Source organism: Streptomyces sp. NPDC059373, assembly GCF_042751495.1.
GTDB lineage: Bacteria > Actinomycetota > Actinomycetes > Streptomycetales > Streptomycetaceae > Actinacidiphila.
This window is the reverse complement of sequence record NZ_JBHYXC010000035.1, coordinates 62,213-76,649: the sequence shown is the minus strand read 5'-3', so window position 1 is coordinate 76,649 and position 14,437 is coordinate 62,213. Positions and strand designations below refer to the sequence as shown.

The following is a 14,437-nucleotide window of genomic DNA, read 5'->3' as shown; positions in this document are numbered from 1 at the left end:
GTTTCCCCGGGGGGTTTCTCCCCGCGGGCGGGGCGTGGCTCCGGGCCCCCCCACAACCCGGCCACGGACCTCAGGCGGGCGGCCTACGCCCGACCCGGTCGGCTAGCCGATCCAGTCCGCGTACACCGCCGCGATGCCGTCCCGCAGAGCGATCCGCGGCTTCCAGCCCAGCGCGGCGAGTCGGGAGACGTCGAGGAGCTTGCGGGGGGTGCCGTCGGGCTTGGTCGTGTCCCAGCCGATGGTGCCCTGGAAGCCGGTGACCTCACGGACGGTCTCGGCGAGTTCGCGGATGGTCAGGTCCTCGCCGCAGCCGACGTTGACCGGCTCGGGCCCGTCGTAGGAACGGAGCAGCACCGCGCAGGCGGCGGCGAGGTCGTCGACGTGGAGGAACTCACGGCGCGGGGTGCCGGAGCCCCACAGGACCACCTCACCCGCGCCGTCGCGTTTGGCCTCGTGGAAGCGGCGGATGAGTGCCGGCAACACATGGGAGGTGGCGAGGTCGAAGTTGTCGCCGGGGCCGTAGAGGTTGGTGGGCATCGCGGAGATGTACGAGGCCCCGTACTGGCGGCGGTAGGACTGGACCTGTACGATGCCGGCGATCTTGGCGAGGGCGTACGGCTCGTTGGTGGGCTCCAGCGGGCCGGTCAGCAACGCGTCCTCGCGGATCGGCTGGGGCGCGAGCTTGGGGTAGATGCAGGAGGACCCCAGGAAGAGCAGGCGGCCGACGCCGGCGGCGTGGGAGCCGGCGATGACGCTCAGCTGGATCCGCAGGTTGTCCTCGATGAACTGCACCGGATAGGTGCTGTTGGCCATGATGCCGCCGACCTTGGCGGCGGCCAGCACCACGGCGTCGGGGCGGACGTCCTTCAGGAAACGCTCGGTCCCGGCGGCGTCGCGCAGGTCGAGTACGTCACGGCCACGGGTGATCACCTCATGGCCGTCGGCCGTCAGCCGGCGGGCGACCGCCGAGCCGACAAGACCGCGGTGGCCGGCGACGAAGACGCGCGCCTGCGGCGGCAACAACGGGGAGCTCTCGGCTGTCATGGCTCGAATTCTGCCAGGACAGACCGGGTTTTGCGGCTTTTCCGTAGAAACGCAAAGAATGTCATTGACCCAGGCCTTCCGGGCCTGAACCGAGGGGGTAATGCGTGAGCAGAACGGCGCTCATCACCGGCGTCACGGGCCAGGACGGGTCGTACCTGGCCGAGCTCCTGCTGTCCAAGGGCTACACCGTGCACGGGATCGTCCGGCGGTCGTCCTCGTTCAACACCGAGCGGATCGACCACATCTACCAGGGGCCGGAGGAGCCGAATCGTTCCTTCGTGCTGCACCACGCCGATCTGTCGGACGGTGTCGCCCTGGTGAACATGCTGCACGACCTGCAACCGGACGAGGTCTACAACCTGGGTGCCCAGTCCCATGTCCGGGTCTCCTTCGACGCCCCGCTCTACACCGGTGACATCACCGGGCTCAGCACGGTCCGGCTCCTCGAGGCGATCCGCGCCAGCGGCATCAACACCCGCATCTACCAGGCCTCGTCCTCGGAGATGTTCGGCGCGACCCCGCCCCCGCAGAACGAGAAGACCCCCTTCCACCCACGGAGCCCGTACGGCTGCGCCAAGGTCTTCGGCTACTGGTCCACGGTCAACTACCGTGAGGCGTACGGCATGTTCGCCGTCAACGGGATCCTCTTCAACCACGAGTCCCCGCGCCGCGGCGAGACCTTCGTGACCCGCAAGGTGACCCGCGCCGTCGCCCGTATCAAGGCGGGCCTGCAGGACCGGCTCTACATGGGCAATCTCGACGCCGTACGCGACTGGGGTTACGCGCCCGAGTACGTCGAGGCCATGTGGCGCATGCTCCAGCGTGACCAGCCCGACGACTATGTGGTCGCCACCGGCGAGGCCGCGACGGTGCGCCAGTTCCTGGAGGTCGCCTTCGCGCACGCCGGCCTGGACTGGGCCGAGTACGTCCGCTACGACCCCAAGTACGAGCGCCCCAGCGAGGTCGACGCGCTGATCGGCGACGCCAGCAAGGCGGAGGAACTGCTGGGCTGGAAGCCGTCGGTGAGGGTCGAGGAACTGGCGCGGATCATGGTCGACGCCGATATCCGCCTGGTCGAGGACCAGTTGGCGGGCGCGTCGGTACGGATAGACCGCTGAGGCCGCCGAGACCGCCGTACTCGGACCCCACTCGACGGGGACAATTCACAGCAATCACACAGGTTTACCCCGAATCCACGTAACTTCCACAAAACCTCTACATGACCCACTGGTGCCCCCCTACCCTTCAGGTCACATCAGACCGAACAGGGCAGGGGGGCACCTACGTTGCGAAGACTCATCGCAACCGCGTCCGCGGGCGCACTGGCCGCAGGGGCGCTGGTGGTGGCGGCGACACCGTCCGCCACCGCACTGACCTCGCCAGTGGCGATCACGGCGGACAATCTGTCGACGTACCAGACCAACGGCATCGTCTGGGCACTGGCCGAGGCGGGCGGCACGGTGTTCGCCGGCGGCACCTTCTCCACCATCCGGCCGCCGGGCACCACCGCCGGGGGCACCAGCGATCAGTCGGCGGTCAACTTCGCCGCCTTCGACGCCGCGACCGGGGCGCCGACCAGCTGCAGCCTCTCCTTCACCGCCACCTCGGGCTCCGCGACCGTACGGGCGCTGGCAGTCTCCCCGGACAAGAAGACCCTCTACGCGGGCGGCTGGTTCAGCGCCGTCAACGGGGTATCGTCCAGCAGCCTGGCCGCGATCGACATAGCGACCTGCACCCCGATCGCGACCTTCAAGCCGACCTTCTCCAACACGGTGAAGGCCATCGACGTCACCAGCGACACGGTCTACGTCGGCGGCGACTTCGTGACCGCGTCCAGCCAGAGCCGTAAGTACTTCGCGGCCTTCAACACCGCCGGCACGCTGCAGTCCTGGAACCCCGCGGCCGACGGCGGAGGCGGCCGTACGGTCAAGGTGCTGCCCGACGGCGCGCATGTGGCCCTCGGCGGGCTGTTCACCACCGTCGGCGGTGCGGACTCGCACGCGCTGGCCGTGGTCGACGCCACGGCGGGATCGCTGACGGAGGCGTATCCGACGGGCTTCTTCGACAGCTCCTCCGGTGTGAAGGACATCATCACCGACGGGACCAGCATCTACACCGCCAGCGAGGGCTTCGGCGGCGCGTCCTTCGACGGCCGGACCAGGATCAGCCTCAGCGACTACACCCAGACCTGGCGCGACAGCTGCTCCGGCGCCACCCAGGCCCTGGCCATCTACCAGGCGGTCCTGTACAGCGCCAACCACGCCCACGACTGCAGCAGCATGGGTGAGTACCCGAACCAGACCCGCAAGCACTTCCTGGCCGAGTCGGTCGACAACCCGGCGAAGCTCTCCTGGTTCCCCGACACCAACGACGGCCTCGGCGAGAGCATCGGCCCGCGCGACCTGGCCCTGTCCAGTGTCGGCGGCACCGAATACCTGTGGGCCGGCGGCGAGTTCACCACCGTCAACGGCAGCGCGCAGCAGGGGCTGACCCGCTTCGCCTCCACCCCGGACACCGGCGCCCCGTCGCTCCCGGTGGTGACTGTCGACAGCCCCGGGCCCGCGGTCGCGAAGGTCCGCTGGCAGGCCGCCCTGGACTCCGACGACAGCACGCTGACGTACAAGGTGTACCGCAACGGCTCGGCCACCCCGATCTACACCACCACCGCCGACTCGCTGCCGTGGGTGCGCCCCCAGCTCACCTTCACCGACACGACGGTCACGACCGGCTCCACGTACTCGTACCGGGTCACGGCGAGCGACGGGACGAACACCACCGCGCTGTCCACCTCCCGCTCGGTGACGGTGGCGTCCGGTACGAACGCCTACCGCGAGCAGGTGGTCGCCGACGGCCCGTCGCTGTACTGGCGTTACGACGAGAACTCCGGAGTGAACTTCGCCGCCGACCAGACGGCGGCCGATGACGGCGGTGACGAGGTCAGCAGCCCCACCCACCGCGTCACCCCGGCGGCCGTCCCGGGCAGCAGCACCGCGCTGACCCTCAACGGCACCTCGCAGTTCGTGTACAGCGACCGCCTGCGGACCGCGCCGAGCACGTACAGCGTGGAGACCTGGTTCAAGAGCACCAGCACCTCCGGCGGCCGGATCATCGGCTTCGGCAACAACTACGGCAAGGCCCAGGGCCAGTGGAGCCGCCAGTCCGACCGCAACGTCTACATGACGGACGACGGCCGGCTGGAGTTCGGCGTCACCGCGGCGGGCAGCGGTGGAGGCGGCCCCGGCGGCACCACGTACTCCACCGTGACGACCCCGTCCGCGTACAACGACGGGACCTGGCACCATGTTGTCGCCACCCAGGGCGACAGCGGCCTGACGCTCTACGTGGACGGCGCCCAGGTCGCGGCCGACAGCACCGCCACCGCGAACCAGAGCTACGCCGGCTACTGGCGGGTCGGGTCCGAGGACCTCAGCCGCTGGCCCGACGCGCCGACGAGTTCCTTCTTCGCGGGTTCCGTCGACGAGACGGCGGTCTACCCGACCGTCCTGACCGCCGACCAGGTCGCCCAGCACTACAGCCTGGGAACATCCGGGTGAGGATTCTGTGAACACAATTTCGTCAAATGTTCCGCCAGATACCTTCGCAACCCATACGCTTCCCTCCACACATGGGCTGAAGCAGCACTTGTAAGCATTGCGGCCTTGGGGGGCACATGCGAAGAGTGGGGACAATGACGGCTGCCGTGATACTTGCGGCAGGAACGCTGGCGGGGGTGAGCACGGCCGTGGCACCGGCCGCGACCGCGCTCACCCCGCCGGTGGCGATAACGGCGGGCGATCTGTCCACCTGGCAGACCAACGGAATCGTGTGGGCCATGGCCCAGGCGGAAGGTGTCGTCTTCGCGGGCGGCACCTTCTCCGCCATCCGGCCGGCTGGATCCGCCGCCGGCAGCAATGAACAGTCGGCGGTCAACTTCGCCGCCTTCGACGCCGCGACCGGCGCACCGACCAGCTGCAGCCTCTCCTTCACCATCGGTGCGGGAAGCACGGCCACCGTCAGGGCGCTCGCGGTCTCACCCGACCACAAGACGCTGTACGCGGGCGGCTACTTCAGCGCGGTCAACGGCGTCGCCGCCAACAGCGTAGCCGCGATCGACATCGCGACCTGTACGCCGGTGTCCACCTTCCACCCGGCCGTCTCCGCGACCGTACGGGCCCTGGACGTCACCGCCGACACCGTCTACATGGGCGGCGACTTCACCACCGTGGCCGGCCAGACCCGGGACTACTTCGCCGCGCTCACCACGGCCGGCGCGCTCACCTCCTGGGCCCCGGAGGGCGACAACCCCGGGCGGGCCGTCCAGGTCACCCCGGACGGGGCAAGTGTGATGATCGGCGGTGACTTCAACACCATCGGCGGCAGCGACTCGCACGCCCTGGCCGTCGTCAGCGCCACGACCGGCGCCCTGACCAAGGCGTATCCGGTCGGCTTCTTCCCGGCCACCTCCGTGGTCAAGGACATCACCGCCGACGCCACCGGCCTCTACACCGCCAACGAGGGCACCGGCGGCGGTGTCTTCGACGGCCGCACCGCCTTCAACCTCACCGACTTCGGCCAGCGCTGGCGGGACACCTGCCTCGGCGCGACGCAGTCGGTCGTCGTCTACCAGTCCGTGCTCTACAGCGGCTCGCACGCCCACGACTGCAGCAGCATGGGCGAGTACCCGAACCAGACCCGCAAGCACCTGCTCGCCGAGAGCGTCAACGACCCGACCCTGCTGGGCTGGTTCCCCGACACCAACGACGGCCAGGGCGAGGGCATCGGCCCGCGCGTCCTGACCGTCGCGAGTTCCGGCAGCACCGACTACCTGTGGGTGGGCGGTGAGTTCACCACCGTCAACGGCAGCGCACAGCAGAGCCTGACCCGCTTCTCCAGCGGCCCGGACACCACCGCGCCGAGCGTTCCCACCGTGACCGCGACCAGCCTCAAGGCGGGCCAGATCAAGGTGAGCTGGCGCTCCAGCCTGGACCTGGACGACAGCAGCGTGACGTACAACGTCTACCGCAACGGCTCGTCCACGCCGGTCTACACGACCACCGGCAACTCGCTTCCCTGGGTGCGGCCCCAGCTGGGCTTCACCGACACCGGCCTGACCGCCGGGACGACGTACAGCTACCGCGTGACGGGCGGCGACGGCACCAACACCAGCGCCCTGTCCACAGCAGCCACGGCCACCGTCGTCAGCAGCGCCCCATCCTACCCGGCGGCGGTGCTCGCCGACGGTGCCTCGCTCTACTGGCGCTACGACGAGTCCAGCGGCGGCTTCGCCTTCGACGCCTCCGCCTCCAACGACGGCGGCGACTACGTGGGCAGCCCCTCGTACCGCCAGACCCCGGCCGCCACGACCGGGATCAGCACGGCCATCGGCCTGAACGGCAGCGACCAGTACCTGTACAGCGACGCGCTGCACAGCCAGCCGACGTCCTTCAGCGTCGAGACCTGGTTCAAGACCACCACCACCAGCGGCGGCAAGCTGGTCGGCTTCGGCAACAACTCGACGCAGCTGAGCGGCAACTACGACAAGCACATCTACATGACCAACAACGGCCGCCTGGCCTTCGGCGTCTACAACAACACGACCACGACCCTCACCACCAACTCCTCCTACAACAACGGCGCCTGGCACCACGTGGTCGGCACCCAGGGCAGCACCGGCATGCGGCTGTACGTGGACGGTGCGCTGGTCGGCTCCAACTCCACCACGGTCAACCAGAGCTACTCCGGCTACTGGCGGGTCGGCGGCGACAACCTCAACGGCTGGCCGAACCAGCCGTCCAGCAACTTCTTCGCCGGCCAGCTCGACGAGACCGCGGTCTACCCCTCGGCGCTCACCTCGACCCAGGTCGCCAACCACTACGCCCTGGCCAGTGCCGTCGCGGACACCATCACGACCATCGCGCCCACCGAGGACGCGTACGTCAACGCCGGTGCCCCGTCCACGAACTACGGCACCTCCGGATCGCTGGCGGTGCGCGGCAGCTCCGCGTATCTGAGCTACCTGCGCTTCACGCTGCCGGCCGCGCCGGCGAACCAGGTCCTCAAGAGCGCGGTGCTCCAGGTCACGACGAGCAGCGATCCGACCGCCGGGTCCACCGACTCCCAGACCGTCGTCCCGGTCACCGGCAGCTGGACCGAATCGGGCGTGACCTACACCACCCGTCCCACCGTCTCCTCGACGGTGCTCGGCACCCTGACCGGGGCCACGACGATCTCCACGGCGTACTCGGTGCCGCTGGACATCTCCCAGCTCACCGGGTCGCTGGGCAGCCCGTACGCGCTCGCCCTCACCAGCACCGGCACGGACTCGCTGTGGCTCTGGTCGCGCGAGGTGTCCTCGACGGCCAAGCAGCCGCAGCTCGTGCTCACCTTCGGATCAGCATCATGAACATGGGGAACCACATGCGCAGATCGGCGGCCATCCCGGCCGCACTGACCATCATCGCGGGAGCGGCCACGGGGATCGTGGCCGCCCAGTCGGCCACCGCCATGACCGCTCCGGTCGCCCTGGGCGCCAAGGCCCAGACGACCTGGCAGACCAACGGAATCGTCTGGGCCATGGCCGAGGCGGACGGCGTGGTCTTCACGGGCGGCACCTTCTCGTCCATCCGGCCCTCGGGGGCGGCGTCGGGCACCAGCGAGCAGTCGGCGGTCAACTTCGCGGCCTTCAACGCCGCGACGGGCGCGCCGACCAGCTGCCAGCTGTCCTTCACCATCAGTTCCGGTACGGCGACCGTACGGGCGCTGGCCGTGTCGCCCGACCACAAGACGCTGTACGCGGGCGGCTACTTCGGCGCTGTCAACGGGGTGTCGGTGAGCAGCTTCGCCGCCATCGACATCGCCACCTGCACGCCGAAGTCCACCTTCAAGGTCCCGGTGAACTCCACTCTCCGGGCGCTCACGGTCAGCAGCGACACGGTGTACCTGGGCGGCGACTTCACCACCGTGAACGGGGTGAGCCGGTCGAAGTTCGCGGCGGTCTCCACCGCCACTGGCGCCCTCACCTCCTTCACGGCGACCGGCGACAAGACGGGCCGGGCGGTCGAGCTGACCCCCGACGGCAAGGACCTCGTCCTCGGCGGCGACTTCACCACCGTCAACGGGACCAGCTCGCACGCGCTGGCCGTGGTCGACGCGACGACGGGCGCGGTGGTCAAGGCCTACGGCTCGACCTTCATCGAGGCGACCTCCGCGGTCAAGGACATCACCACCGACTCGACCGGCTTCTACACCGCCAACGAGGGCACCGGCGGTGGCGTCTTCGACGGCCGGATCGCGGTCAACCTCAGCGACTTCAACCAGCGGTGGCGGGACACCTGCCTGGGGGCCACGCAGACCGTGGCGGTCTACAAGTCGGTGCTCTACAGCGGCTCGCACGCGCACGACTGCAGCAGCATGGGCGAGTACCCGAACCAGACCCGCAAGCACCTGCTCGCCGAGGGCGTCAACGACCCGACGCTGCTGGGCTGGTTCCCCGACACCAACGACGGGCTGGGCGAGGGCCTCGGCCCGCGCGTCATGACCCAGTCCTCGGTGGGCGGCACCGACTACCTGTGGCTGGGCGGTGAGTTCACCACCGTCAACGGCACCGCGCAGCAGGGCCTGACCCGTTTCTCCAGCGGCGCCGACACCACCACCCCGGCCGTGCCGAACGTCAACGCGTCCAGCATCAAGCCCGGTGAGGTCAAGGTCCGCTGGCAGACCAGCCTCGACCCGGACGACAGCAGCCTGACCTACAGCGTGTACAAGAACGGCGCGACCACGCCGGTCTACACGACGACCGCGTCCTCGCTGCCGTGGGTCCGCCCGCAGCTCACCTGGACCGACACCGACGTCAGCGCGGGCTCGACGTACACCTACCGGGTGACCGCGAGCGACGGCACCAACACCAGTGCCAAGTCGACCACCCAGACGGTCACCGCGGCGTCCACCGCGACCGCGTACCCGACGCAGGTGCTGTCCGACGGCGCCAACCTGTACCTGCGCTACAACGAGACCGCCGGCACCTTCGCCGCCGACACCTCACCGAGCAACGACCCCGGCGACCACGTCGGCGGGCCCACCCGCGGTGTGGCCGGCCTGCTCAGCGGCAGCACGGCGGTGACGTACAACGGCTCCACTCAGTGGACGTACAGCGACACCAAGCGCAGCAAGCCGGCGCAGTACTCCATCGAGACCTGGTTCAAGACCACCACGACCAGCGGTGGCAAGCTCGTGGGCATGGGCGACCGCCAGGTGCAGGCCAGTGCGGCGAACGACAAGAACGTCTACATGACCAACTCCGGCCAGCTGATCTTCGGTGTCTACACCGGTGGCACCCACGTGACGATCAGCACCGCCGGCTCCTACAACAACGGCGCCTGGCACCACGTCGTCGCCACCCAGGGATCCAGCGGCATGAAGCTGTACGTCGACGGATCGCTGAAGGCGACGAACGCCGCGATCACCAACAGCCAGTCGTTCTACGGCTACTGGCACATCGGCGGCGACAACCTCACCAGCTGGCCCAGCAAGCCGACCAGCAACTACTTCGCCGGCACCATCGACGAGACCGCGATCTACCCGAGCGTTCTGTCCGCGTCGCAGATCGCCCAGCACTACACCCTGGGGACCTCCGGATGACCTACCCGCTCCGCCGGGTCAGCGCTGCCGCCGCCGTCGTGATGACGGCGGCGGCGGTGCTGCTCACCGGCTGCTCCAGCGACAACTCCACGACGGCCGCCGCCGGGGCGACCGGCTCCGCGACGGCCACCGAGGAGCCGACCCAGCCCGTCGACCCGGGCAAGGACACCCTCCCGTCCGGAACCAAGATCCCGGACGACCAGCTCACCCCGGTCACCGGCACCTTCACCAAGACGCAGCGGGCCTACCTCAAGGGCCGCGTCCCCAAGGGCACCGACCCGGCGGCGATCCTCCAGCTCGGCCAGGAGACCTGCGACCGCATCGCCGAGGTCTCGAAGGTCGACCGCGACGCGGTGATCGGCGCCATCATCACCGGCCAGATCACCGGCGCCAAGGGCGCGGTCACCCACCTGTGCCCCCAGCAGGCGTCCATCCTGGCGGCGGCTGAGGCCGGCTTCGCCGACGGCTCGTTCAAGGTCGGTACGAAGGCCGTGGCGGGCAGCGTCATCGTGCCCGGCACCTATCGGGCGCTGACCCCGACCAAGGACTGCAACTGGGCGGTGGGGAGCAAGACCGGCACCGCGCACAAGGTGACCGTCACCGCCGGTTCCAAGACCTTCGGCTCCAGCGGCTGCTTCGCCTGGACACGCGTGAACGGAGGGTCATGAGCAAGCTCCCCATCGTGGTGGCGATCCCGACCAAGAACGAGGCCGAGAACATCGCCACGACCGTCGGGTCGGTCATCGACCACTTCGAGGCGGTCGTGGTCGTCGACTCCGACAGTACGGACGACACCCGCGCGATCGCCGAGTCCCTGGGCGCGGAAGTCGTTCCGTACACCTGGAACGGCAAGTACCCCAAGAAGAAGCAGTGGTGCCTGGACCACGTCCACCCCGGCACCCCGTGGCTGCTGTTCCTGGACGGCGACGAGGTGCCGACCCCGGAGCTGGTCGCCGAGCTGCGCGAGGTCTTCGCCCGGCCGGAGCAGGTGTCGGCGGCGGCCTTCGACATCCCGCTGCTGTACTGGTTCGCGGGGCGGCCGCTGCGGCGCGGCTACACGGTCGTCAAGCGGTCGCTGCTGGACCGTACGCGCGTGTCGTACCCGGAGGTCGACGACCTCGACGCGCCGGGCATGGGCGAGCAGGAAGGCCACTACCAGCCGCGCGCGGACGGCCCGGTGGCGGTGCTCAGGGGCCGGATCGAGCACCGCGACCTGGACCCGGTGCGCACCTGGTTCGACCGGCACAACCGCTATTCGGACTGGGAGGCGTGGCTGGAGCACCACCCGGGCGCCAAGGAGCAGGTGCACGGCCTGAAGACCCGGCAGGGGCGGCTCTTCCAGAAGGTGCCGTTCAAGCCGCTGCTCTTCTTCGGCTACACCTATGTCGCCCGGCGCGGCTTCCTGGACGGCCGCGCCGGCTTCGACTACGCGCTCGCGCTCAGCTTCTACCGCTGGCAGATCGGCGTGAAGACCCGCGAGGCCCCCGGGCTGCCATAGCCGCGTCGTAGACGCCCTGGAGGGTGTCCAGGACCGCGTCGAGCGACAGCTCGTCCCGGATGAGCCGCCGGGCGGCATCGGAGGCCGCCCGGTTCTCCTCCGGGGCGAGCAGCTCCAGCACCGCCTTGCCGATGTGCGTGGGGTCGTGCACCACCCGGCCCGCGCCCGCCCGTTCGATGTCGGGCGCCAGGCCGTTGGACTCGCGTACGACCACGGGCACGCCCACCGACATCGACTCCAGCAGCGACATCGCGAACGGCTCGTCCACCGACGGCAGCACATAGACGTCGGCCGCGCGGAAGGCCTCCATCGCCTCGTCGTGGCCCAGCGCGCCCACATGGGTGACCGACTGTTCCACCCCGAGCGTACGGGCCAGCTCCAGAGTGCCGGCCAGCTCGCCGGAGTCGGGCCCGGCCAGGACGAAGCGGGCGCCGGGGTGCTGTTCGAGGATCCCGGGGACGGCCCTGACGAAGTCCTGGGGCTGCTTGCGGGTCTGGAAGCGGGCGAGGTAGAGCACGGTCGGCGGCCCGTCGGACCGGGTCGGCCGGCGCTCCTGCGGCGCGGTGCCGTTGACCAGGCGTACGGGGCGGGCGAGCCGGCCCTCGCCGGCCACCGCCTCCAGGTCGGTGCGCTCCCACTCGGTGAGGTGCAGGACGGCGTCGGCCCGGCGCAGCAGCCGTTTGGTGGCCAGCGCGTCGAGCACCTTGGCCAGCGGCTTGTCGCTGGGGTCGATCATGCCGTGGGTCTGCAGCACCAGCGGCCGCCCGCACTGCAGGGCCGCCACGGCCACGGGCAGCGTGATCAGGTCTCGCATCAGGTGGACGTGGACGACGTCCGCCGACCGCACCAGCCGCCGCGCGCCGGCCAGCAGCCCCGGTGAGGTGATCCCGCTGACCTCGAAGCGCGGCAGGACGTGCCGGGCCTGGTGGAGGTGGGCCGGGACGCCCTCGACCTCGGTGGGCAGCGGGCCGGTGAATCCGTCACCCAGGGCGACGAGCCGGGCGTCGACGCCACGGCCGCGCAGGCCCCCGGCGAGGTTGAGCGCGACCCGGGTGGGGCCGCCGAAGGCATGGGTGGGGGTGTGCAGGGTGACGACGTGCAGCACCTTCACGGGGTGGGCTCCTTCAGCGTACGAGTGCCGTCGGCGGCGTGCAGGGTCAGCTCGGGCAGGTCCCGGCCGAGCACCGTGCCCGCGCCGACGACCGCGTGCCGCCCGACGGTCACCCCGGCGAGGACGGTCGCGCGGGCCGCTATCCAGGCGCCGTCCTCGATGCGGATCGGGGCGTTGCGGTAGCGGAAGTCGGTGGTGCGGTGGTCATGGCTGCCGGTGCAGAGCATGGCCTCCTGGGAGACGCACACGTCGGAACCGATGTGCAGCGGTTCGAGGTTGAGCAGCCAGGCGCCCTCGCCGATCCAGGTGTTGTCCCCTATATGGAGCTTCCACGGCCACAGCACGCGCACCCGGTGCCGGATCAGCACCCCGTCGCCGATCGTCGCGCCGAAGGCCCGCAGGAGCGCCACCCTCAGCCGCGCCGGGCAGAACCAGGCGGAGAACACCGTGTTCATGACCGCGAACCACAGTGCCTGCACCGCCTTGCCACGGCCCTTGTCGTATCCCGTCAGTGTGAACGCCGCAAGATCGCGTGCCACGTGAGCACCCCCAACCCCGTATTCCCCCCGGTACCTTTACACGATCCGCACAGATTATCGGTGGCAGGGGCCGCGCGGGGCCCGGATCTATAGACTGCGGGCGGGGATTCATTGGGGGGCGGTTCCATGGCAGTTCACACTCCGGTCACCGAACCGGCCGATATCGACATGCCCGTGGTCTCACCCCGGGCCGTGCTCTCGCGGGCGCTGGCGGTGCCGCTGTTCCTCGGGCTCGGCCTCGCCCTGCCGGCCGTGGTGGCCGTGCAGAGCGGCCCCGGTCTGCACGACGAGGTCTACTGGCTGCAGCTCGTGTTCACCTGCTATGCCGGGATCCGGCTGGCCGCCATGGCACTGACCGCCCGCCGCAAGCTGATCCAGGGCTCGTTCTGGCTCTTCGTGTACGTGGCGATGGGCGTGGCCCCGCTCATCCAGGACGTACTGGAGGAGACCCCCACCCCGGTCGTCGGGTCGCGCTCGGACCTGCTGGCGGCCGTCGCCCTGGTGCTGTTCGGCTGCGTGGCCTTCGACATCGGCTCCCTGCTGGCGCGCAACGGGGCGGCGGTGTTCCGCCGCCGCCGCGGGGACCGGTCGGCGACCTTCCACCGGCGGCGGCTGTTCCTGCTGGTGGTCATCGCGTTCGTCGGGAGCGCGCTGCTGGTGGTGAAGCTCGGCGGCCCCTCGGTCTTCTTCACCAGCCGGCAGGCCATCACCGACACCATCAAGGCCGACGGCGGCGCCTCCTCGGAGTCCAACGTCGGCTCCGCCTTCCTGCGCGGCTTCGGTACGGTGCCCGCACTGCTGGCCCTGCTGATCTTCACGCGGTGGCTGGTCACCTCGCGCACCGCGCGGCGCCGCCCGCTGGTCATCGCCACCTGGTTCGCCCTGCTCGCCCTGAACGCGGTCGTCAACAACCCGATCTCCAACCCCCGTTACTGGTTCCTGACGGTCCTGTTCTCCTTCCTGTTCACCGCCTTCCCCCGGAGCCCGGCTATGTACCGGACGGTGCTGGCCCTCGGTGTCCTCGGCGCGCTGGTGATCTTCCCGTACGCCGACCGCTTCCGTTACGACAGCAGCGGCTACAAGCCCGTCCAGGCCACCTCGGTCTTCGAGCCGCTCGCGATCAAGGACTACGACCAGATCGCGATGTTCGCCAACACCATCACCTTCTCCGAATCCGGTCCCGGCCACTTCTACGGCCGTCAGCTCGCCGGCTCCACCTTCTTCTTCGTGCCCCGGTCCGTCTGGAGCGGCAAGCCCCGCGACACCGGCGTCATGATCGGCCAGTGGATGGGCATGACGAACGTCAACCTCTCCTCCCCCATGTGGGCCGAACTGTGGATCGACTTCGGTTGGCCCGGGGTGGTCGCCGGCTTCCTGGGGCTGGGTTACGCCGCCGCGCGCGGCGACCGGATCTACGCGCTGCGTACGGCGGACGACTCCAGATCCGGCAACGTCATGGCGATCGTCATCCCGCTGATCGCCGGGTACTCCTTCATCCTGCTGCGCGGGCCGCTGCTCCAGGCCTCCGGCCGGATCGGTGTAGCGCTGATCTGCTTCGCGCTGGTGACGACCTTCCGGCCGGACACCCGCAAGCATCTGCGCTGACGG

General features: G+C 69.8%; 10 protein-coding genes. 7 read left to right on the top strand and 3 right to left on the bottom strand.

The genetic code is table 11. The features are described from left to right. Nucleotides 1–102: 102 nt before the first annotated feature. Nucleotides 103–1,044 (bottom strand): GDP-L-fucose synthase family protein, encoded by a 942-nt coding sequence (locus tag ACFXJ5_RS32430; RefSeq protein ID WP_384639069.1) that lies wholly within the window; start codon nt 1,042–1,044, stop codon nt 103–105. Between the two features lie 104 nt (nt 1,045–1,148). Here ACFXJ5_RS32430 and gmd point away from each other — a divergent pair, with 104 nt between their 5' ends. The 6 genes from gmd to ACFXJ5_RS32400 all read left to right on the top strand — a co-directional run bounded on the left by gmd (nt 1,149) and on the right by ACFXJ5_RS32400 (nt 11,179). Next, nucleotides 1,149–2,162 (top strand): GDP-mannose 4,6-dehydratase, encoded by a 1,014-nt coding sequence (gene gmd / locus ACFXJ5_RS32425; RefSeq protein WP_384639066.1) that lies wholly within the window; start codon nt 1,149–1,151, stop codon nt 2,160–2,162. A gap of 168 nt (nt 2,163–2,330) precedes the next feature. Then, nucleotides 2,331–4,598 carry a LamG domain-containing protein gene (locus tag ACFXJ5_RS32420; RefSeq protein WP_384639063.1) on the top strand — a complete coding sequence of 756 codons (2,268 nt, stop codon included), beginning with the start codon at nt 2,331–2,333 and terminating at the stop codon, nt 4,596–4,598. A 116-nt stretch (nt 4,599–4,714) separates the two neighbouring features. Next, nucleotides 4,715–7,447 (top strand): LamG-like jellyroll fold domain-containing protein, encoded by a 2,733-nt coding sequence (locus ACFXJ5_RS32415; protein ID WP_384639060.1) that lies wholly within the window; start codon nt 4,715–4,717, stop codon nt 7,445–7,447. A gap of 14 nt (nt 7,448–7,461) precedes the next feature. Beyond that, nucleotides 7,462–9,681: a LamG-like jellyroll fold domain-containing protein gene (locus ACFXJ5_RS32410; protein WP_384639057.1), complete on the top strand. Its 2,220-nt coding sequence runs from the start codon at nt 7,462–7,464 to the stop codon at nt 9,679–9,681. After that, nucleotides 9,678–10,349, top strand: a complete 672-nt coding sequence (locus ACFXJ5_RS32405) for a hypothetical protein (protein WP_384639054.1) — start codon at nt 9,678–9,680, stop codon at nt 10,347–10,349. Before ACFXJ5_RS32410 ends, ACFXJ5_RS32405 begins: the two co-directional genes overlap by 4 nt. Then, on the top strand, nt 10,346–11,179 hold the full coding sequence (locus ACFXJ5_RS32400) for a glycosyltransferase family 2 protein (protein ID WP_384639051.1): 834 nt from the start codon (nt 10,346–10,348) through the stop codon (nt 11,177–11,179). Before ACFXJ5_RS32405 ends, ACFXJ5_RS32400 begins: the two co-directional genes overlap by 4 nt. On the opposite strand, the gene ACFXJ5_RS32395 is transcribed toward ACFXJ5_RS32400, so the two are convergent. Both ACFXJ5_RS32395 and ACFXJ5_RS32390 read right to left on the bottom strand, forming a co-directional pair. Further along, nucleotides 11,121–12,290, bottom strand: a complete 1,170-nt coding sequence (locus tag ACFXJ5_RS32395) for a glycosyltransferase (RefSeq protein WP_384639048.1) — start codon at nt 12,288–12,290, stop codon at nt 11,121–11,123. The two genes, ACFXJ5_RS32400 and ACFXJ5_RS32395, sit on opposite strands and share 59 nt — an antisense overlap. Then, the gene (locus ACFXJ5_RS32390) at nt 12,287–12,829 is read right to left on the bottom strand and encodes a WcaF family extracellular polysaccharide biosynthesis acetyltransferase (RefSeq protein ID WP_384639045.1); all 543 of its coding nucleotides are present in this window, start codon (nt 12,827–12,829) and stop codon (nt 12,287–12,289) included. Before ACFXJ5_RS32390 ends, ACFXJ5_RS32395 begins: the two co-directional genes overlap by 4 nt. A gap of 126 nt (nt 12,830–12,955) precedes the next feature. Here ACFXJ5_RS32390 and ACFXJ5_RS32385 point away from each other — a divergent pair, with 126 nt between their 5' ends. Continuing rightward, nucleotides 12,956–14,434 (top strand): O-antigen polymerase, encoded by a 1,479-nt coding sequence (locus tag ACFXJ5_RS32385; protein ID WP_384639042.1) that lies wholly within the window; start codon nt 12,956–12,958, stop codon nt 14,432–14,434. Nucleotides 14,435–14,437 lie beyond the last annotated feature (3 nt).

Coding starts and splice junctions, on each gene's coding strand:
- ACFXJ5_RS32400 (WP_384639051.1), top strand. CDS start 10,346: ATGAGCAAGCTCCCCATCGTGGTGGCGATCCCGACCAAGAACGAGGCC.
- ACFXJ5_RS32415 (WP_384639060.1), top strand. CDS start 4,715: ATGCGAAGAGTGGGGACAATGACGGCTGCCGTGATACTTGCGGCAGGA.
- ACFXJ5_RS32385 (WP_384639042.1), top strand. CDS start 12,956: ATGGCAGTTCACACTCCGGTCACCGAACCGGCCGATATCGACATGCCC.
- ACFXJ5_RS32405 (WP_384639054.1), top strand. CDS start 9,678: ATGACCTACCCGCTCCGCCGGGTCAGCGCTGCCGCCGCCGTCGTGATG.
- ACFXJ5_RS32410 (WP_384639057.1), top strand. CDS start 7,462: ATGCGCAGATCGGCGGCCATCCCGGCCGCACTGACCATCATCGCGGGA.
- ACFXJ5_RS32430 (WP_384639069.1), bottom strand. CDS start 1,044: ATGACAGCCGAGAGCTCCCCGTTGTTGCCGCCGCAGGCGCGCGTCTTC.